The organism is Corallococcus exercitus, from assembly GCF_042231735.1.
Lineage (GTDB): Bacteria > Myxococcota > Myxococcia > Myxococcales > Myxococcaceae > Corallococcus > Corallococcus exercitus_B.
This window is the reverse complement of sequence record NZ_CP102577.1, coordinates 6,759,532-6,778,084: the sequence shown is the minus strand read 5'-3', so window position 1 is coordinate 6,778,084 and position 18,553 is coordinate 6,759,532. Positions and strand designations below refer to the sequence as shown.

The 18,553-nt window shown below is 70.7% G+C and carries 20 protein-coding genes; 8 read left to right on the top strand and 12 right to left on the bottom strand.

All coding sequences use genetic code 11. The features are described from left to right. Both epsD and NR792_RS27055 read right to left on the bottom strand, forming a co-directional pair. Positions 1 to 1,038 (bottom strand): exopolysaccharide biosynthesis glycosyltransferase EpsD, encoded by a 1,038-nt coding sequence (epsD, locus tag NR792_RS27060; protein ID WP_375755584.1) that lies wholly within the window; start codon positions 1,036 to 1,038, stop codon positions 1 to 3. After that, positions 1,035 to 1,556, bottom strand: a complete 522-nt coding sequence (locus tag NR792_RS27055) for a hypothetical protein (protein ID WP_375755583.1) — start codon at positions 1,554 to 1,556, stop codon at positions 1,035 to 1,037. Before NR792_RS27055 ends, epsD begins: the two co-directional genes overlap by 4 nt. A 184-nt stretch (positions 1,557 to 1,740) precedes the next feature. On the opposite strand from NR792_RS27055, the gene epsE reads away from it, so the two are divergent. Further along, the gene (gene epsE, locus NR792_RS27050) at positions 1,741 to 2,964 is read left to right on the top strand and encodes an exopolysaccharide biosynthesis GT4 family glycosyltransferase EpsE (protein WP_375755582.1); all 1,224 of its coding nucleotides are present in this window, start codon (positions 1,741 to 1,743) and stop codon (positions 2,962 to 2,964) included. Here epsE and NR792_RS27045 read toward each other — a convergent pair. Then, positions 2,961 to 3,653, bottom strand: coding sequence for a DUF6445 family protein (locus tag NR792_RS27045; RefSeq protein WP_375755581.1), 693 nt, complete (start codon positions 3,651 to 3,653; stop codon positions 2,961 to 2,963). The genes epsE and NR792_RS27045 overlap by 4 nt on opposite strands. A gap of 500 nt (positions 3,654 to 4,153) precedes the next feature. Between NR792_RS27045 and NR792_RS27040 the strand changes: the two genes are divergently transcribed. After that, on the top strand, positions 4,154 to 4,702 hold the full coding sequence (locus NR792_RS27040; RefSeq protein WP_375755580.1) for an RNA polymerase sigma factor: 549 nt from the start codon (positions 4,154 to 4,156) through the stop codon (positions 4,700 to 4,702). A gap of 9 nt (positions 4,703 to 4,711) precedes the next feature. Here the strand turns inward: NR792_RS27040 and NR792_RS27035 are convergent, their stop codons facing one another. Continuing rightward, the gene (locus NR792_RS27035) at positions 4,712 to 5,983 is read right to left on the bottom strand and encodes a mechanosensitive ion channel family protein (protein WP_375755579.1); all 1,272 of its coding nucleotides are present in this window, start codon (positions 5,981 to 5,983) and stop codon (positions 4,712 to 4,714) included. A gap of 198 nt (positions 5,984 to 6,181) precedes the next feature. Here NR792_RS27035 and NR792_RS27030 point away from each other — a divergent pair, with 198 nt between their 5' ends. Together NR792_RS27030 and NR792_RS27025 are read left to right on the top strand one after the other, a co-directional pair. Next, positions 6,182 to 6,817: a hypothetical protein gene (locus tag NR792_RS27030; protein ID WP_375755578.1), complete on the top strand. Its 636-nt coding sequence runs from the start codon at positions 6,182 to 6,184 to the stop codon at positions 6,815 to 6,817. Continuing rightward, positions 6,818 to 7,273, top strand: coding sequence for a hypothetical protein (locus tag NR792_RS27025; protein ID WP_375755577.1), 456 nt, complete (start codon positions 6,818 to 6,820; stop codon positions 7,271 to 7,273). Here the strand turns inward: NR792_RS27025 and wzy are convergent. Continuing rightward, positions 7,270 to 8,838 carry an exopolysaccharide repeat unit polymerase gene (gene wzy / locus NR792_RS27020; protein ID WP_375755576.1) on the bottom strand — a complete coding sequence of 523 codons (1,569 nt, stop codon included), beginning with the start codon at positions 8,836 to 8,838 and terminating at the stop codon, positions 7,270 to 7,272. The genes NR792_RS27025 and wzy overlap by 4 nt on opposite strands. A gap of 113 nt (positions 8,839 to 8,951) precedes the next feature. Here wzy and epsH point away from each other — a divergent pair, with 113 nt between their 5' ends. The 4 genes from epsH to NR792_RS27000 are packed head-to-tail and all read left to right on the top strand — an operon-like array spanning position 8,952 to position 11,561. Beyond that, complete coding sequence (epsH, locus tag NR792_RS27015; RefSeq protein WP_375755575.1) at positions 8,952 to 10,205, top strand: exopolysaccharide biosynthesis glycosyltransferase EpsH; 1,254 nt, start codon at positions 8,952 to 8,954, stop codon at positions 10,203 to 10,205. 7 nt (positions 10,206 to 10,212) lie between these two features. Next, the gene (locus tag NR792_RS27010) at positions 10,213 to 10,641 is read left to right on the top strand and encodes a hypothetical protein (protein WP_375755573.1); all 429 of its coding nucleotides are present in this window, start codon (positions 10,213 to 10,215) and stop codon (positions 10,639 to 10,641) included. Between the two features lie 49 nt (positions 10,642 to 10,690). After that, a complete protein-coding gene (locus NR792_RS27005) occupies positions 10,691 to 11,131 on the top strand; it encodes a hypothetical protein (protein WP_375755572.1) in 441 nt (146 codons plus the stop codon). After that, positions 11,106 to 11,561 carry a MerR family DNA-binding protein gene (locus NR792_RS27000; protein WP_375755571.1) on the top strand — a complete coding sequence of 152 codons (456 nt, stop codon included), beginning with the start codon at positions 11,106 to 11,108 and terminating at the stop codon, positions 11,559 to 11,561. Before NR792_RS27005 ends, NR792_RS27000 begins: the two co-directional genes overlap by 26 nt. Before the next feature lie 3 nt (positions 11,562 to 11,564). Here the strand turns inward: NR792_RS27000 and epsU are convergent, their stop codons facing one another. From epsU to wzx, 7 genes are read right to left on the bottom strand one after another with little or no spacing between them, the layout of a single operon-like run. Next, on the bottom strand, positions 11,565 to 12,776 hold the full coding sequence (gene epsU / locus NR792_RS26995; RefSeq protein WP_375755570.1) for an exopolysaccharide biosynthesis GT2 family glycosyltransferase EpsU: 1,212 nt from the start codon (positions 12,774 to 12,776) through the stop codon (positions 11,565 to 11,567). A 56-nt stretch (positions 12,777 to 12,832) separates the two neighbouring features. Continuing rightward, positions 12,833 to 14,332 carry a PCP family exopolysaccharide biosynthesis protein EpsV gene (gene epsV, locus NR792_RS26990; RefSeq protein ID WP_375755569.1) on the bottom strand — a complete coding sequence of 500 codons (1,500 nt, stop codon included), beginning with the start codon at positions 14,330 to 14,332 and terminating at the stop codon, positions 12,833 to 12,835. Beyond that, entirely contained in the window at positions 14,329 to 14,736 is a 408-nt protein-coding gene (epsW, locus tag NR792_RS26985) for an exopolysaccharide biosynthesis response regulator EpsW (protein ID WP_375761701.1), read from the bottom strand. Before epsW ends, epsV begins: the two co-directional genes overlap by 4 nt. 23 nt (positions 14,737 to 14,759) lie before the next feature. After that, complete coding sequence (locus tag NR792_RS26980; protein ID WP_167506575.1) at positions 14,760 to 14,936, bottom strand: hypothetical protein; 177 nt, start codon at positions 14,934 to 14,936, stop codon at positions 14,760 to 14,762. Positions 14,937 to 14,946: 10 nt separating this feature from the next. Then, a complete protein-coding gene (gene epsX / locus NR792_RS26975) occupies positions 14,947 to 16,275 on the bottom strand; it encodes an exopolysaccharide export protein EpsX (RefSeq protein ID WP_375755568.1) in 1,329 nt (442 codons plus the stop codon). A 4-nt stretch (positions 16,276 to 16,279) separates the two neighbouring features. Continuing rightward, positions 16,280 to 16,915, bottom strand: a complete 636-nt coding sequence (gene epsY / locus NR792_RS26970) for an exopolysaccharide export protein EpsY (protein WP_375755567.1) — start codon at positions 16,913 to 16,915, stop codon at positions 16,280 to 16,282. Positions 16,916 to 16,923: 8 nt separating this feature from the next. Then, positions 16,924 to 18,483, bottom strand: a complete 1,560-nt coding sequence (gene wzx / locus NR792_RS26965; RefSeq protein WP_375755566.1) for an exopolysaccharide biosynthesis flippase — start codon at positions 18,481 to 18,483, stop codon at positions 16,924 to 16,926. Positions 18,484 to 18,553 lie beyond the last annotated feature (70 nt).

Below are 18,553 nucleotides of genomic sequence, written 5' to 3'. Positions count from 1 at the left end.
TCATCCTTGGGGATTTCCCCGGCCCTGCAGGTAGCGCGCGACGCCCTTGGCCACGCCCCGCCAGCCGCCGGCCTCCGTGCGGGCGCCGCGCAGGTACTCCATGCCGTACGCCACGGAGGTGCCCGCGAACGCGGCGCCCGTGAGCCCCAAGCGGTCCGCGACGGTGGAGGCCTTCACCACGGCCTCCGTCAGCTTGCGTGAGGCTTCCGGCGCCACCACCGCGGAGGCGAGCAGCGGGCGCGACAGCAGGTTCGTCTCGAAGAAGAGGCGCCAGGGGTTCACGCCCTTCACGTCCGGGTGCTTCACGGAGACGTGGGTGTCGAACATGCCGTAGCGGTGGGCGCGGCGGATCCACTTCTCGAAGCTGACGTGGTCGCTGCCGTGCAGCACGTACGCGTCCGGCGCGAAGAGGAACGCGCAGCCGGCCTTCTCCAGGCGCACGCCCAGCTCCACGTCCTCGGACTGGCCCAGCGTCTTGTCGAAGCCGCCCACGCCCACGTAGTCCGCGCGGGGGAAGGACACGTTGCCGGTGTACAGGTGGTTGCCGCGCGCCTTCGCGCCGGGGACGGACAGCTCCTCGGCCATGCGGTTGTTCAGGTACGCGTACCAGCGCTCGAACAGGGGCATCTCCCCGATTTCGGGGTCCGGCCGGATGCGGCCCAGCACCACGTTGCGCGAGCCCGGCGGGTGGTGGGCCAGGTGGCGCGCGAGGAAGTCGGAGGCCACCTGCATGTCGTCATCCGTGACGAGCACCGTGGCGCCCCGGGCGGCCAGCACGCCCCGGTGCCGCGCGGCGGCGGCGCCCGCGTTCTCTTGCACCTCCACACGCAGGGTGTAGGGCAGCTTGAGCGCGGCGAGCGGGCCCTTCACGTCGGTGGCGGAGCCGTCGTCCACCACCACCACCTCGAAGTCCTCGGGCGGCAGCGTCTGGCCGGCCAGCTGCTGGAGCAGGCGGGTGATGAGGGGCAGCCGGTTGTACGTGGCGATGACGACGCTGAGCCGGGGGGCCGGGCCAGCGGAGGAGTCGGAAGGGCTCATGGCTTCTTCTTCTTGGCGGCGTCCGCGCGCTTCTGCTTCTTCGTGGGACGCGGGAAGGTGACGCTGCCGGCGAAGCGGTTCTCGCCCACCAGCTCCAGGGTCTTCCGCGCGGAGCCGAAGTCCGTCTCGCCCAGCGTGACGACCAGCAGGGCGGTGTCCGCGGCCAGGGCCAGCGGGAGGCTCGCCGGGTGGGTGAGGAGCGAGTCGATGACCACGATGACCCGCTCCCCCTGCTCCACGCGGCGGCGCACTTCCAGGACCATGCGCGGGGCGCCGGCGGGCTCGATGCCGGTGGCGTCCACCAGGCGCAGGGGCGGCTCCGGGTAGGGCGCTCCGGCCTCCATCAGGGCCTGGGCCGCGTCCAGCGCGGGGGAGCCGGGATGGGCGGGGACGACGACGAGGTAGCTCCAGGCGCGGCGGTCCAGCGCGAACCACAGCCGCGACAGCTCCGGCGAAGGCACGGCGCTCGCGGGCGGGGTCTCCTCGGAGGGTGACGGGGGACTCGAATCGGCGGACATGGGAGCGCGGACGGTATAACGCAATGAGGCGTCATGACCCAACGACCCGGGCGGGCGGGCAGGCGAAGGAGCGCGCCGCCGGTCTGCTGTCACACGTGACACCCCCCAACGGGCTCTGGAGCTGCCCCCGTGGCCGGAGCGGGGCCCGGGGGGCGTGGGGGACGCGGCGTGTTATGGATGGGGCGTGCAGAAGATCGGCTACCTGATTCCCGAGTTCCCCGGACAGACCCACATCTTCTTCTGGCGCGAGCTGCAGGCGCTGCCGGGGAAGGGTGTGTCGCCGGAGCTGGTGTCCACCCGTCCGCCGCCCGCGCGCATCATCAGCCACAGCTGGGCCCGCGAGGCCATGTCGCGCACGGAGTACCTGGCGCCGCCGCCGCCCCTGGGCGTGCTGCGGGCCGCGCTGGAGATTGCCCGGGCCATGCCCACGGGCTGGGCGCGGTGTCTGGCCTCCATCGCCCGGGCGGAGGGGCTGGATGCCAAGGGCCGCGCGCAGCTGGTGGCGTTCGCGGTGATGGGCGGCCGGCTGGCGTCGCTGGCGCGCGAGCGCGGCTGGACGCACGTGCACGTGCACTCCTGCGCCAACGCGGCGCACGTGGCCATGTTCGCGCACCTGTTGTCGGGGCTCACGTACAGCATGACGCTGCACGGGCCGCTGGACGACTACGGGCCGAACCAGCGGGAGAAGTGGCGGCACGCGAAGTTCGCCTTCGTCATCACGAAGAAGCTGCTGGCGGAGGTGCGCCAGGAGCTGGCCGGGAGCCTGCCGGACCGGATTGAACTGGCGCCCATGGGCGTGGAGCTGTCGCGCTTCCAGCGCACGGTGGCCTACGAGCCGTGGTCGGGTGAGGGCCCGCTGCGGCTGTTCGCGTGCGGCCGGCTGAACCCGTGCAAGGGGCACGCGGACCTCATCGACGCGGTGGGGATGCTGCGCAAGAAGGGCATCGACGCGCGGCTATCCATCGCGGGCGAGGACGAGGCGGGCGGCACCACGTACCGCAAGGTGCTGGAGGCGAAGCTTCAGCAGGACGGCCTGACGGACGCGGTGACGCTCCTGGGCGCGGTGAGCGAGGACGTGGTGAAGGACGGCATCCAGCGCTCGCACCTCTTCTCGCTGGCGAGCCTCCAGGAGCCGCTGGGCGTGGCCATCATGGAGGCCATGGCCATGCGCGCGCCAGTGGTGGTGACGGGCGCGGGCGGCGTGAAGGAGCTGGTGGACGACGGCGTGGACGGCGTGCTGGTGCCGCCGCAGGCGCCCGCGGTGCTGGCGGAGAAGCTGGAGAAGCTGGCGCGGGACCCGGCCGAAGCGGTCCGGCTGGGCGAGGCGGGCCGCCGCAAGGTGGAGGAGCAGTTCAGCAGCGAGCGCAGCGCGGACATGCTGGCGCGGATGCTGGACGCGCGGGCCTAACGCACGGCCTTCCAGAAGAAGAGGGCGGTGGCGCGCTTGTTCCGCTTGTCGCCCTGCCCGAAGTACGCGGTCGCCGAGTGCACGAAGTCGGCTCGGTACACGATGAGGCGGTTGAAGACGTTCTCCACCGCCACGTCCTGCACCCACGCGTTCGCGGGCAGCTTCGTCACGCCGAAGGCCTGGGTGAGGTTGACGCAGCCGGGAGGGCAGGTGTTGCCGCCCAGTCCGCCGCCGGGCATGCGCAGCCGGTAGAAGGACGTGCCCACGTGCCGCACGGGCGGCCTGGGGTGCAGGTAGATGACGCCCGCGAAGTCGCACAGCGCCAGCGAGTCCACGTGAGGCTTGGCGGTGGACTCCTTCTCCCCCACGAGCTGCACGTGGTTGTGGGACAGCGAGCCCTGCGCGGGAGCCTCCTGTGTGAGGGCGCGCACGCCGGCCTGTTCGCGGATCCACCGCTCCACGGGCGCCAGCTCTTCAGGCGTGAGCGCGTGGGGGGCGCGGATGCCGGGCCAGACTTCCGGGCGCCACGGGGCACCCATCGTCCAGTCCTCGCGGGCCAGGTTGCGCTCGTAGACCTCCAGCGCGTTGGGCAGGACGTGGTCCTTGATCCAGTAGTCCCGTCCCAGCTTCGGCTTCCGGTAGGGAAGCACGTCGCGGACGGCCGACCCGGGGCGCCGGGTTTCGAGCATGAGGGGTTGCCGCCTTCCTGCCTCGCGGCCAGCGCCGGATCCGTCATGGGGTGTGGGGCGGTGGATCCGGCACCGGCCGCGGGACAGGGCCGTGTCAGCAAGAACCCTGCCGTGTCATCACGCGTGTTTCATGCATCGGGCCGGGGCGTTCTGCCCCATCCCTCCGGACGCCTCGCCTCACCGGGGCGTTTTGCCCCACCCGCCCGGCGCCACGAAGCGAGGCCGGTCAATCGCCCCGGAGGGCCTTCGTCGAGAGGAGTCGCCCGCGATGACGACTGCTGATCATCCCGGCCGGCTTCTGTCTGAAACCCCGGGAGGCCTGCCCCCGGTGGACATCCGAAAGACAGACACTGGATGCATTCGGGACAGCGGCGGTGGAAATGGCCGGGTGGGATAGGATTTCCAGACACTCTTGGTAATTCCCGGAAAGGATGCGACGCCGTATTTGAAAACCTTTGTCATCATGGTCGTGCACGGAACGCGGCTCGGGGGGCACTTCCATGGCTGACAAAGAGATGCAGACGTTCGCGGCGCTGGTCATCCAATTCCGTTCGGGGCTCTTGAAGCACGCGCAGCGCATCCTGGGGAACGCCGCGGACGCGGAGGACCTGGTGCAGCACGCGCTGGACGAGGCGTGGAAGGAGCGGCTGCACCTGCAGGGCGCGGAGGCCTTCCGGGCGTGGACGGGGCGGGTCATCAACACGCGGGCCATCAGCCTGTTGCGCCACCACCGCGCGGAGCAGCGCAAGGCGGTGAACGCGGGCTGGGTGACGGTGCTCGCGGACGACCCGCAGGAGGCCGAGGGCGGCGAGCTCTGGACCTTCATCCAGGAGAAGGACCTGCGCGAGGCCGTGGACCGCCTGCCGCCGCAGCAGCGCGAGGTGTTCCACCTGCGCGCGCAGGGGCGCTCCTATGTGAGCATCGGCGCCCAGGTGGGCCGCTCCACGGGCACGGTGGGCTGGTGGCTCCACCAGGTGCGCGAACAACTCCGCGAGCGGCTCCAGCCCATCGCGGAGCAGCGCAAGCTCTCCGTGGGCGCGTGGCACTGAAGCCGGCCGTCAGCGCTGGGGTTCCACGCGGGCGGTGTTGCCCACGCGCGCGGCCAGGAGCGCCGGGCCCGCGGCCTTCTCCTCCGGGAAGGGCAGGGGCGTGGCCTCCGCGCGCAGCAGCGGCAGCCCGTGCGGCTGGGCCTGGAGGTAGGCCACCAGCTTCTCCCGCACCAGGCAGCGCAGGTCGAACGCCTTGCCTGAATCCGCCGCGCTCACCAGGGCGCGCAGCTTCATGGTGCGCTCGCTCAGGTCCGTCACCTGGAGCCCCTGCACCTTGCCGTCCCACAGCCCGTTGGACTCCTGCTCCAGGATGCGCTTGAGCTCCGCGCGCACCGCGGGCACGTCCGTGCGGAAGTCCACGTACAGCTCCGCCGTGCCCAGTATCTCCGGCGACACCTTGCTCCAGTTCTGGAAGGGCTTCTCCAGGAACTGCGTGATGGGGATGACCAGTCGGCGCAAATCCCACACCTTCACGACGACGTAGGTGAGGGTGATCTCCTCGATCCACCCCCACTCGTTCTCGATGATGACCGTGTCGCCAATGCGCATGGGCTGCGTGATGGACAGCTGGATGCCCGCGAACAGCGTGGAGAGCGACTTCTGCGCGGCGAGGCCAATGGCCAGGCCCGCGATGCCCGCGGACGCCAGCAGCGACACGCCCACGTTGCGCACCGCCTCGAACTGGAGGAGCAGCAGCGACGCGGCCACCAGCACCACCGCCACCTCCACCACGCGCCGCAGGATGGCCAGCTGCGTGCGCAGCCCACGCACCCGCGCCACGTCCGTGCCCTCGGGCGACCTGGCGACCCGGGCCTCCAGGAACCGCGCGGCCCGGGTGAGGAAGCGCAGCACGAACAGCGCCACCGCCACGATGACCACCGAGCGCGCCCCCAGGTCCACTGTCGCCTCGGCCTCCGGCGGCATCCGCAGGAAGCGCACCCCCGCCGCCGCCAGCATCCCCGCCAGCACGTAGCGGATGCTCCCCCGGCCCGCCGCCAGCAGCTCGTCATCCCAGCCGGACTTCGTCAGCCCCGCGGCCCGGGCCCCCACCCGCAACGTCACCGCCTCCACCAGCCGCCCCACCCCCCACGCCCCCACGAGCACGACCGCGAGCCCCAGCCACTGCCACGTCTCCAGCACCCACAGCGGGCGTGTGAAGAACACCGGCGGCAGCATCTCCAGCAGCGGTGACCGCTGCTCCGGCCCCTGCGTGTCGGCGAAGGCCCCCACGGGCCCCAGCAGCAGCACTGCCCACAACCACGGCGTCACGAAACGGCGCACGGCGCTCTCCCCATCTCCTGGATGATTTGAGAGCAAACAATCATCCCCGGCAGGGGCTGTCCACCGGGGATGACGCGGGAAGCCAAGGGCTGGCCGCAGGGCGGACGGGCCGGGTATGACTTTCTTTGAATTCTGGTTTTGTAGTTTTGGCCGTGCTATGCGTTTTCCCGGTTCCCCTCATGGGAGCGGCGAGACGGGATGCGCGGACGGAATGCATGGACGGTGGGCGTGGCGTTGCTGCTGGGCTGCGTCGGCACGTCCTACTTCCAGAGCGGCAGGGAGACCCTCTTCGGCCAGCAGGGCGCCAGGGTCTGGGTGAAGGGCCCGTGGCCCGCGGTGCATCCGTCCTCGGACGTGGATGAGGTCATCGACCAGCTCTGTCCGGCGGTGATGGCGCTGGACCGGGCCAGGGAGCGGGACTTCGGCCAGGAGTACTGCGGGCTCATCTACTCGCTGGGCTCCGGCGAGTACTACGCGAGCTGGCCGTCGCCCCTGGGGCGCACGACGCTGGTGGGCGCGGACCTGCGCCGCAAGAGCTGCAGCGTGCCCAGCATCGTGAAGGACGACCGGGGGGCCGCGTCCACGCTGGCGGACTTCCACAGCCACCCCTGGTTCCCGTCGGGAATGTCACAGGAGGACCGCTGGAGTCAGTCACAACGTTGGACCCTGCGGGTCCAATTTGATTCAGGATGTACCATCACGAAGCTCGTCCCCCACCAGGGCGAGCGCCGTCCGGGCGAGGTCTATCTGCGGCAGGGCAAGGCGTGGAAGCTCATCGGGTACATCCATGAAGCGGACAAGGACACGGGCTTCATCACGCCCGTGGAGGACTAGATGGGGCGCGAGGGTTCGGCATTGCGGCGGGTGGTGGTGAAGCGCGGGCTGGCGGCGCTGCTGGCGTTGCCCCTGTGCGCCTGCGCGCTCTTCACGCGGCCCGTGCGTCCTCCGCACGCGCCCCCGGAGGAGGCGGCCCGCTTCCAGTTCCCGCTGGACCTGCCCGCGGAGGGGCGCATGCGGACGCCCGCCCTCGTGGCGGCCGCGACGCAGCTGGCGATGGATGACTTCCGCCCCCTGGACCTGAAGCCGCACAAGGGCGCGACCGCGGACGAGCTGTGCCTCTACCGGCGGGACTCCTTCGACGTGTGGACGGCGCCCGGCCCGGAGGGCGTGCTGTTCGTGCGCTTCGTGCCCCGGCAGGACGCCTGCAACTCCGACGGGCCCGTGACGGACGCGAGCGCCACGTACGCCATCGACACGCGCCAGTGGCGCATCCTGGCCATCCAGCGCTAGGCCGCCGTCGCGCCGGTGGGCGGGGCCTCTTCCGGCGCCGCGCGTGTGAGGCCCAGCACCTTCTCCCGCTGGGGCCAGGGCCACGCGCCGGTGACCATGGCCAGCTTGCCCGCGAGCACCGAGCACACCGCGACCTGGAACGTGCAGATGTACGAGATGATGCCCATGTCTCCGAACACCTGGTTCAGGTAGGACGCCACCACGCCCACGATGACCAGGCACGCTGTTCGGTGTTCCGCCGCGTACGCCCGGTGGTACGCGCGCGCCGCCAGGTACACCGTCACCACCAGGTACATCCACACGCCCGTGAACCCGAACCACCCGCCGAAGGCCAGGAGGCCCAACAGCGAGTTGTGCGGATGGAAGCGGTACGTGGGGAACACGAACGCGATGTTGGGCAGCGGGTAGGGCTCCAGGAACTCGTGCCCGTAGCCCGTGCCGAAGACGGGGTTCGTGTTCCACGTCGCGATGAGGTTGAGGTTCTCGATGTCGCGGTAGTCCAGCTCTCCTTCGGCGTGCTGGCCCTCGATGATGGAGCGGAAGGTCGCCACCGGCTTGAACACGCTGCTGTTCGAGCTCCACCCCACCAGGAAGTACACGACCAGCAGCGGCGAGCACGCGATGAGGCCGCGCGTGAGGGCCTTCTTCAGCGGCGTCCACGGGTTGAAGAAGTACGCCGCCGCCAGCCCGCCCACGAGGCTCACGTACGCGAGCCGGCGGTCGTTGAAGAACATCCCGATGAACACCAGCACCATGATGATGATGCCGCGGATGGCGTGGCCGGACTTGGGCTTCTCCAGCCAGCGCGTGATGCACACGGTGAGCGCGAAGATGAACGTCATCGAGTCGGAGTGGCAGGTCGTGTACTCCACCTCCAGCCCCTGCGCCGGCACGACGACGAGCGCGAAGTAGGTGCTCACCGCGGACTTGGTCAGCGCCGCCGCGATGATGGTCTTCGCCACCAGCGGCCAGTCCTCCGGCCCGCGCAGGCTGTAGTGGTACATCATCGCCACCAGCGGAAGCACCGCGGCCTGGTGCCACTGCCAGAGCGAGTTCTTGATGTCCCCGCCCCGCGCGATGCCCCACACCTCCATCCACATGATGGAGAAGAAGGACAGCGCCAGCACCACCGCCAGCGGCCGGGGGATGGGCACCACCGGCGGATCAATCTTGGACTTCGTGGCCCGCCGGTAGATGCCAATGCCGATGGCGCCGATGATGAGCCCGTCGATGAGCGGGAAGCGCAGGGCGCCAATGCCCACCAGCTCGTGCATCTGCGTGAAGAGCAGCTTGCCCAGGGGGAACAGCGGCGAGGGCCAGAACATCGACTGGGGGCGCTCGGGCGTGTAGTCCACCGCGAGCACCAGGTAGAGCACCGTGATGGCCAGGTAGCGCAGCGGCATCTTCAGGATGCACCACACCACCGTGAAGGCCAGCACGGGCGCCAGCGTGACGATGGGGTCCCCGTTACCCACGGCGGCCGCACCCAGGGTGACGGCCCCCAGGCCCACGACCATGACGATGTACTGGAGCCAGGCGGCGGGGGAGGGTTTGAAGGCGGCCATCGGAGCGAGGGGGAGGCTATATCCCGGGCCCGGGTTGGGATAGATGCGGAAGGCGTATGGCTGGCTCCCGACCCCGCGTCCTCCTGATTGCTGAGCTGTGCAACCCAGACTGGGTGAGCGTTCCCCTGGAAGGCTGGTCCCTGGCCCGGGCGCTCGCCGAGGTGGCGGACGTGCACCTGGTCACCCAGGTGCGCAACCGCGAGAACATCCTCAAGCAGGGGCTGGTGGAGGGGAAGGACTTCACCGCGCTGGACTCCACGCCGGTGGAGCGTCCGCTGGAGAAGGTGGGCGAGGTGCTGCGCGGCAAGGCGGGCGTGGGCTGGACGACGGCCACGGCGCTGAGCGTGCTGCCGTACTACTACTTCGAGGAGCTGCTCTGGCGGCGCTTCGGGGACCGCATCCGCGCGAAGGAATTCGACGTGGTGCACCGCTACACGCCCATCAGCCCCACGACGCCCAGCACGCTGGCGGCGCGGTGCGCGGACGCGGGGGTGCCCTTCATCATGGGGCCCATGAACGGCGGCCTGCCGTGGCCCAAGGGCTTCGGGGACGCGCGCGTGCGTGAGCGCGAGTGGCTGAGCTACATCCGGGACGTCTACAAGCTGATGCCCTTCTACAAGTCGACGCGGCAGAACGCGGCGGCGCTGATGATGGGCTCGCGGGCGACGCGGGCGCAGCTGTCCCAGGAGTACCAGGACAAGGTGGTCTACATCCCGGAGAACGCCATCGACGTGCGGCGCTTCGGCACGTCGAAGGCGGAGCCGCCGAAGCCGGGAGAGCCGCTGCGGGTGGCGTTCGTGGGGCGCTTCGTGCCGTACAAGGGCATGGCGATGCTCATCGACGCGGCGGCGCCGCTGGTGCGCGAGGGCAAGGTGCAGGTGGAGCTCATCGGCGACGGCGCGGAGATGCAGAACCTGCGCGCGCAGGTGGCGCGGGGCGGGCTGGAGAACGGGGTGACGTTCGCCGGCTGGGTGAAGCACCAGGAGCTGCAGGGCCGCCTGTCGAAGAACCACATCTTCGGCTTCCCCAGCGTGCGCGAGTTCGGCGGCGCGGTGGTGGCGGAGGCGATGGCGCTGGGGCTGGTGCCCATCGTGATGGACTACGGCGGTCCGGGTGAGATTGTCAGCCCGACCACGGGCTTCGCCATCCCCATGGGCACGCCGCAGGAGATCGTGGAGCGCGTGCGCGGCGTGCTGGAGAAGCTGGTCGCGGACCCGTCCGTGATTGGCCCCATGGGCGAGCGCGCGAGGGCGCGCATCTTCAAGCACTTCACCTGGAAGGCGAAGGCGGAGCAGGTGCTGGAGGTGTATCGCTGGGTGTCCGGCGAGCGCGGCCAGCCGGACTTCGGCATGCCGCTGGCGGACTGAGGGCGCGGTGAGCCCCTCCCTGCTCCAGCGCGCCGTCCGTGGCTTCGCGGTCTACGACCTGTGCGTCACGTTGCCGTTCGCCACTCCGTGGACGGCGGCAGCGATGCTGGGCGTCATGCGGTGGGTTCACGAGGGCCTGGCGCTGGGCGGTGAGGCCCTGCCGGCCTTCACGCCCATGCACCTGTTCTTCGTCGCCCTCTTCGGCGTGCTCGCCGTCATCTGGGCGCTGGTTCGCGTTCTCCAGCCCACCGCGCTGCATGGCGCCATCGACACGGTGGGCCGGGGACTCGTCGCCGCGTGGATGGTGCTGGCGCTCACGCAGGGGGCATCCCAGGTGCTGGGCGCGTTCCTCGTGATGGAGGCCGCGGGCATGTTCGTGCAGGGGGCGTTCCTGCTCGGCGCACGGCGACAGGCGGCTTCCGCGACGGGGGCCTGAACGGAGGCCCTTGCCTCTGCACCAAGGTGCAGGGGTTAGGGTCCTTCGCATGAACCCTGAACCGTCCCTGCTTCGCCGTGTCGTCTTCGCCAGCGCGCTGTATGACTTCGTCGTCACCGTCCCCTTCGCCACGCCGTGGACCGCGGAGCTGGTGCTGTCGAACCTCCAGGCCTTGCACCAGGCGCTGGGGCCAGGCGGTGAGCCGCTCCCCGCGTTCACGCCCACGCACCTGTTCTTCGTGGCCCTGTTCGGCAGCATCGTGACGCTGTGGTCGGTGGTGCGGCTCGTCCATCCCACCGCGTTCAACGGCGCCATCGACACCGCGGGCCGCGCGTTGTTCTCCTCGTGGATGGCGTGGGCCCTCACGCAGGGTGCGACGCGGATGCTCGTGGGGTTCCTCGTGCTGGAGCTGGCGTGGATGTTCGCCCAGGGCGGTGCCATCCTCGGCATCAGGAGGTGGCGTGGTGGCATCCCCGCGACGGCCCGTTGAAGTGACCCCCCTGCGCATCGGCGCGCTCGCGCGTGAATCCGGCGTGAAGCTGTCCACGCTGCGCTTCTACGAGCGCCGCAAGCTGCTCCTGCCCATGGACCGCAGCGAGAGCGGCCAGCGCCTCTACGGCCCCGAAGCCGCCATCCGCGTGCGCTTCATCCGCCGCTCCCAGGAGCTGGGCTTCACGCTGAAGGAGGTGTCCGCCGTCCTCGCCCTCACCGGCCAGCGCGGCACCCCCACCCGCGACGTGGCCCGCTTCGCCGAGGCGAAGGTCCAGGCCATCGACGCGCGCATCGACGACCTGCGCCGCATGCGCAGCGCCATCACCACCCTGATGGCCGAGGGCTTCTGTCCCCCGGACACCGTGTGCCCCATCCAGGCGTCGCTCGGCGCGCAAAAGCCTCCGGCGAAGCGGAAGCCCCGAGCCTGAGCGCTACCGGCGCTCGGCCTCGCGCGTGGTGCGCACCCACTCGCCGCGCTTCTCCGCGCCGGGGCCGCGCACCATCAGCCACACCTTCCACACCACGTAGAGGGGCGCCCACGCCAGGTCCAGCAGACCGCGCGCGCCCACGCCGGACACCCACCAGCCGCGCAGCACGTACAGCGCCAGCGACATCAGGCCGAACGACGCCAGCGCGGACGCCGCCACCGCCGTGCCGCCGGACAGCCACGCCACCCCGGCCGCCAGCACCGAGCCCGCCACCGTCGCCAGCACCAGCTGGCTCAGCGGCGGCACCAGCACGTCCATGGACAGGTCCAGCAGCAGCCCGCTCTTCTGCTTCAGCGCGTCACTGAGCAGCGGCCAGCCGTGCAGCTTGCGCATCTGCGCGCGGCCACCTTCCCAGCGCTGACGCTGCGAGCGGCTCTGCTTCTCCGCCGTCACCATCTCCCCCAGCACCTCCGCCTCCCAGGCGTAGTGCACGCGGTGCCCCGCGCGGGCCAGGCGGATGCCGTACTCCAGGTCCTCCACCACGCTGAATGCGTCGTGCGGCACCTGCTTGAGCACCGCGTGCGTGAAGCACATGCCGTTGCCGCGCAGGCCGCAGGACACGCCCATCCGCTCGCGCCCCATGGAGCGCACGCGGTGGAACATGCCCAGGGCAATGGTCATCAGCCGCGTGCGCCACGACGCCGTGGGGTTCATCACGCCGTAGTGCGCCTGCACGCCGTGCGCCCCGTCCTCCAGCCGGCGGGAGAACGCGTGCAGCAGGTTCGAGGACACCACCGTGTCCGCGTCCACCACCACCACTGCGTCCGCGAAGCCGTCGCGCTGGCTGCGCTCGAAGGCGTGCGCCAGCGCGTAGCCCTTGCCGCGCTTCTCCGCGTCCTGGCGCTCCAGCACCGTGGCGCCCGCCTCCCGCGCCTTCTCCGCGGTCGCGTCCGAGCAGTTGTCCGCCACGACGATGATGCGCCGCAGGTGCGTGGGGTAGTCCACCGCGGACAGGTTCGCCACCGTCCGGGCAATGCCCAGCTCCTCGTTGTGCGAGGGAATGATGACGTCGAACTTCCGCGTCGCGGGCGACGGCGGCACCGGCGCCGCCTTGCGTCCCGACAACAGCGTCAGGAGCAGCAGGTAGCCGCAGCCCACCGCCACCGGCAGGAGTCCCACGCACAGCGCCACGTCCACCCAGGTCCAGACCGTCACGACAGTGTCACCCCCGCGCTCGCGCCATCTTCATGGACGGCCGAGCGCACGAACCTTCAGCGGCGTTCCAGCTCCGCCAGCACCGGCAGCTTGAGCAACCGCTCCACCTGCCACCGCTCCAGCACCCGGCGGCGCAGGATGTCCAGCGCCACCGCCGCGAACACCGCCAGCGCCACCCCGCCCACCACGCCCGCGATGGCGATGAGCTTCGGGTTCGGCTTGGACGGCTTCTCCGGGAAGAGCGCCGGCAGGAGCACGCTGTAGCGGTGCTTCATGGAGACCTTGGAGATCTCCAGCTCCGTCTGCGCCTGGTCCAGCCGGCGCAGCTTCTCCTGGTGCCGCATCACCACCATGCGCATCCGGTCCGTGGCCACCGCCACCTCCGGATCATCCGGCGTGCCCAGCATCGCGCCCGCCATGGGACCGCCGAAGCCCGCCAGGCTCGTGCCCTCCGTCGCGGAGTCCACGTCCGTGCCGCCCATGCGCAGGTACTCTTGGATGAGCGACTGCTCCTCGGAGCGCAGCGAGGTGAGCTGCGGCGAGTCCGCCTGCATCGTCGCCACGCGCTGCTCCAGGTCGACAATCACCGGGTGCTGCGGGGAGAAGACGACGCGCTGCTCGGCCAGCTGCGCGCGCAGCTCCGTGAGGCGGCGGCCGCGGAACTCCTCCACGTCGCGGATGGCGCGGCGCTTGGCCTGCACCAGGAACTTCAGCTGCGCGAGCGCGTGGTCCGTCTGCAGGAGCGCCTGCCGCGCGCTGGCCTGCTTGGGGTCCGCTTCCTTCTTCTTGCGGCGCGCGTCCGCCTGCTTCACCGCGCGCTCCAGGTCGTTGATGGCCTGCTTGATGTTCGCGGCCTCGTTGGCCACCTGGCCCTGGAGGATGTTCACGGACTCGGAGATGGCGCCCATCTCCGACTCGTGGCGCATGTCGAGGAAGTTCTGCGCCGCGGCCTCCACGATGTTGAAGGCCATCTGCGGGTCGCTCCAGTCCACCCCGATGGTGACCGTGCCGCTGCCGCCCTCCGCCATCACGTTGAGGCTGGTCTCCAGCATGGCGATGAGCGCCTCCTCCTTGTCCTCGTCGGACATGGGGGGCGGGGCCTTCTTCAGGAGCTGCTCCTTCATGCGGCTCATGGGCGAGCGCATGTGGTCCCAGTACTCGATGAGCTTCGCGTTCTTGATGACGGACTTGAGGTTGCCCCGGCTGAGCACCATCTCCCACGCGGCGCGCGTGGGCTGATCCGCCTCCACCGGGATGGAGCGGCCCGGGTTCACCAGCGAGGAGATGATGAGGTTGCGGTACGTCAGCATCCGCGTCTCGACGTGGTACTTGCGCGGCATCAGCTTCGCCGCCAGCGAGCCCAGTCCACTCATCACCGCGATGATGCACAACCCCAGGAACCAGTGCCGGAAGATCGCCCGGCGCACGAAGCCCAGCCCGTCGAACAGGAAGCCCCAGTCGATGAGGTCGGCCGGCGCGTTCGTCTCCTCGCGCTCGGGGACGTACGGTGGCGGGGGCGCGGCGGGGCGCGGCGTGCGGGGGGCGGGCGTCGTCATGCGCTGCCCCGGGGAGCCGCGGTCTTCAGCACCTGGCGCACGCGCTTCTCCAGCTCCTCGGGCGTGAAGGGCTTGCCCAGGTAGCCGTTGGCGCCCGCCTCTTCCGCGTACGCCTTGTCCTCCGGCAGGTTGCGCGCGCTCACCATCAACACCGGGATGTGCGCGATGGCGGGCGTGCGGCGGATGTGCTCGCAGACGTCGTAGCCGGACACGTCCGGCAACGTCAGGTCCAGGCACACCAGGTCCGGCGTGTGCTCGCCCGTCTTCAGGTACTCCATGGCGGCCTTGCCGTTGGGCTGCTCCACCACGTTCTTCACGCCCATCTGCTGGAGCATGTCACGCAGCATGACGCGGAACATCGGAGAGTCCTCCACCAGGAGGACGGTGAGCTGTTGGAGCTCCATCACGTCTGACGCCTTTCCTTCCCTCACCCGAACCCGTACTTGGGCACGAGGACGAGCACGCCATATGCGTACGCCATGTTGAAGAGGGCCACCCACAGGATGGCCTTCTTCATCCCCCGCCAGGGGTGCGCATCGCGCGCGGCCGCTCCGGGCAGCGCGATGGTGGCAACGAGGACGGACAGGAGGATGAGCTTCGCCATGTCGGGAGCCTCAGAGGATACCCGTTTTCTGGACCGTCAGTCCCAGCGTCGCGGACCACACCGTGCGGGCCGCCTCCACGTCGGGCGAGCGAGTCCACGCCGTGCGGGTGTCCACCTCCAGGGCCACCCACCGGTTCAACGTCCAACCCGCGCCCACACCGCCCACCACCTGCCGGTCCCCCACGGCCCCGCCTACCGCGAAAGCGCTGCCCGCCGTCCCGGAAAGCCGGAAGCGCGGCCCCAGCGCCCAGGTGCCGTTCAACGTCAGGTCGGCCCTCGGGTAGACGAGCCCCGTCAGCCGGTCCACGAAGGGCGTCACCCGCGCGGAGAGCCGGCCGTTGAAGTCCGCCACCCGCGACGGCACCCGGTGGGTCACCGCCAGCGTCAGGTCCGGGAGCAGCTCCAGGCGCTGCGCCGGGTCCGCCACCGGGGCGTCCCCGACCTGAAGGGTCGTCAGCCGTCTACCACCTGACGTGGTGGCTGACGGGGTGACGTCCGGCGTCCCGGGGTCGTCCGGGGCAGCGTCCTCCGTGGCGCGCACGGAGTACGCCACGCCCACGCCCACCCCGGCCTCCAGCGACGTGCGCCGGTCCAGCCGGTGCGTCCAGGCGCCGGTGAGCGTCGTCACGGTGGCGCGCGCGCCGGTGGAGAAGCGGGAGTCCGTGTAGCCCACCGTGGTGGCCAGGGTGTGCCGGGGCGCGGGGGAATGGCCCAGGGACAGCTGCGCGCGCGGGCCGTACTGGAAGGGCACGGCCTCCTTCGCCGCGTCGTCCAGGCCGCCGCTGGCGGAGAAGCCCGCGCTGCCCGACAGCCGCCAGCCCGGGCCCAGCCACACCGTCTCCGCCGCCAGCGTCGTCAGCGAGGACAGGAAGAACACCGTGTCCACGCCCTCCGGCAGGGGCTGGATGGGCAGGTCCGTGCCGGGCGTGTCCCCGGGAATCGCGGGGTCGTCGTCCAGGCTGCCGCCCAGGGGCAGGTTGGTGAAGAGGTTCACCTGGCCCAGCACGAACTCCTGGGTGCCGTGCAGGGTGAGGCCGCGGGATGGGCGCCAGTCCCCCAACAGGCGCCCCACGTGCTGCACTTCGGTGCGGGGGTTGGTGGTGGCCTCGCGGAAGGAGATGCGCGGCGCGTACTCCACCGACGCCACCGCGCTGCCGTCGTCGTACTTCAGGCCCAGCGTGGGGACGATGTCCATGTCCGCCGCCACGGGGGCCACCGGCTCACCCGTGGCCTGCTGATCCATGGAGCGCGCGCGCGTGTCCACGCGGGCCGCGGTGCTGTACGTCACGGCGGAGGAGGCCACCTCCAGCCACAGGCTCGCGAGGGCCGCGTCCAGCATCCGGCTATTCCACCACCACCACGTCGCCGGGGCGCAGGCGGAAGGCCGCCGCGCGGCCCTCGCCGCGGATGATGTCCTCGTAGCGCACGCGGATGCGCGTGGGCTGCTCGGCCTGCGGGTCGTCCCGGCGCAGCACGAAGATGCGGTCGCGGTGGGCGTAGTCCGTGAAGCTGCCCGCGGCGCCCAGCGCCTGGAGCAGCGTCGCGCCCGGGTCCAGCACGTGCGCGCCCACGTTCGCCACCTCGCCCAGCATCGTCACCGACATGGGGCGCGCTTCCTCCAGCGACACCGTGACGACGGGGTGGTTGATGAAGTCCTTGAGCCGCGTCTGGATCTGCTGCGCCAGCAGGGCGGGGGAGTGCCCCGCGGCCTCCACGTCGTCCAGGAAGGTGAGGCTGATGTGGCCGTCCTCGCGCACCTTGGCGCGCGTGGTGAGCGCCTCCTGGCCAAACACCTTCACGTTGAGCACGTCGCCGGGGACGATGCGGTAGGCCTCGTCCGACGCGACGGGCTTCTCCTGGTAGTCGTTCACCCAGGTGTACTTGCCCAGGCCGCTGCAGGCGGGGAGGAGCAGCAGCAGCCCGGCGCACGCGAGGGCGCGGGAGACGGGGCCGCGGAATCGGGACGGAACGGACGGCATGGCGCTCCTCACGCGGTGGGGGCGGCCGGCACGGCCACCTCGGCGGATGCTCCATTACCACCGCGCTGGCGCGCCATGCGCACCACTTGCAGCAGCTCCGCGGGGCGCACCGCGCCGGTGCCCAGCACGCCCACCACGTAGGCGGCGGCCGTCAGCCCCAGCCGGGGCCACGGCGCCAGGCCGGCGCCCATCAGCACGCGGTCCAGGGCCACGCACACGCCGCACACCACGGCCGTCTTCGCCACCATGACCAGCGAACGCCGGTCGAAGGAGTTCCTTCCCATGCGGCTGAGGAAGAGCACCGTGACGATGACCTCCGTCAGGAACATGGACAGCGCCGTGGCGGTGGCGCCGCCGGACGGGCCAATGCGCCCGTACAGCCAGGGGATGAGCGCCAGGTTGAGCAGGGGGTTCACCACCGCGCCCATGGTGGCCGCCAGCGTCACCCACCACTCCTTGTTGGACATGGTGAGCCAGATGCTGCTCACCATGGTGACGTAGGCCATCACGAAGATGGGGGACAGCACGCGCAGGGGCAGCGCCGCGGGCTCGAAGCCGGGGCCGCACATCAGGCGCACCCAGAGGTCCGCGCCCAGCACCATGGCCATCATCACCGGCACGGTGAACGCGAGCACGCCCTCCAGCGAGCGGCGCGTCAGGTTCGACAGCTCCTGGGGGGAGCGGGCCGCCGCGCGCGACATCATGGGCATCAGCACCCAGCCGAAGATGGGGGAGATGAGGAAGGTCAGCCCCGCGATGCTGAACGCACCGCCGTACCAGCCCACCTCCTCCTTCGACGCGAGCTTGCCCAACAGCGACATGTCCGTGCGGCCGTTGCACGCCAGCGCCGCCGCGGTGAGGAAGAACGGCAGGCACGCCTTCATCACCTTCTTCGTCGCGGCGATGTCGATGCGGAACTGGAGGTTGAGGTGCTGCTTCGCCAGCTTCCAGCTGATGATGAGCTTCACCGCTTCGGACGCCACCATGGGCACGGCCAGCCACTCCAGGCCCACGCCCAGCGCGGCCATCAGCGCCAGGCCCCCGCCCCACACAATCTTGGTGATGACGTTGGACACGGACAGGCCCGCGACCTTGCCCTTGGAGTGCAGCAGCGCGGCCATGGACGCGTTGACGACGATGAGCGACTGGGCCACCGCGAACCACTGCACCAGGTGCTGCACCTCCGCGGGCTCGCCCGTGTGGTGGAGCACCAGCGCCAGCGCCACCATGAGGACGAGCGTCATCGCCAGGCGCAGCAGCATGGTGGTGCCGAAGAAGTCGCTCGCGTGATCCGGGCGGACGGGCACCTCCTTGCGGATGTACGTCTCCAGGCCCAGGTTCGTGGCCACGAAGAACGTGGCGGCGAACGCCTCCGACCAGTTGAAGTAGCCGAACGCCTCCGGGCCCAGGTAGCGCGGCATCAGCGCGCGGATGCCCAGGGCGATGGCGTACGTCACCATCAGCGAGCCCCCGAGCTGCAGGGTGCTGCGGACCGCGCCGCGCACTTCGTTCGCACGGGCGCCGTCGTCGGCTTCAGCGGAGGGGGAGGTCGAACTGTTCACGGTCATGGATGATGCGGGCCTTCGGGGGTTGCTGCGCACTCAAGGGGAGGAAGGCCCGCCCCATGGAAAGACAAAC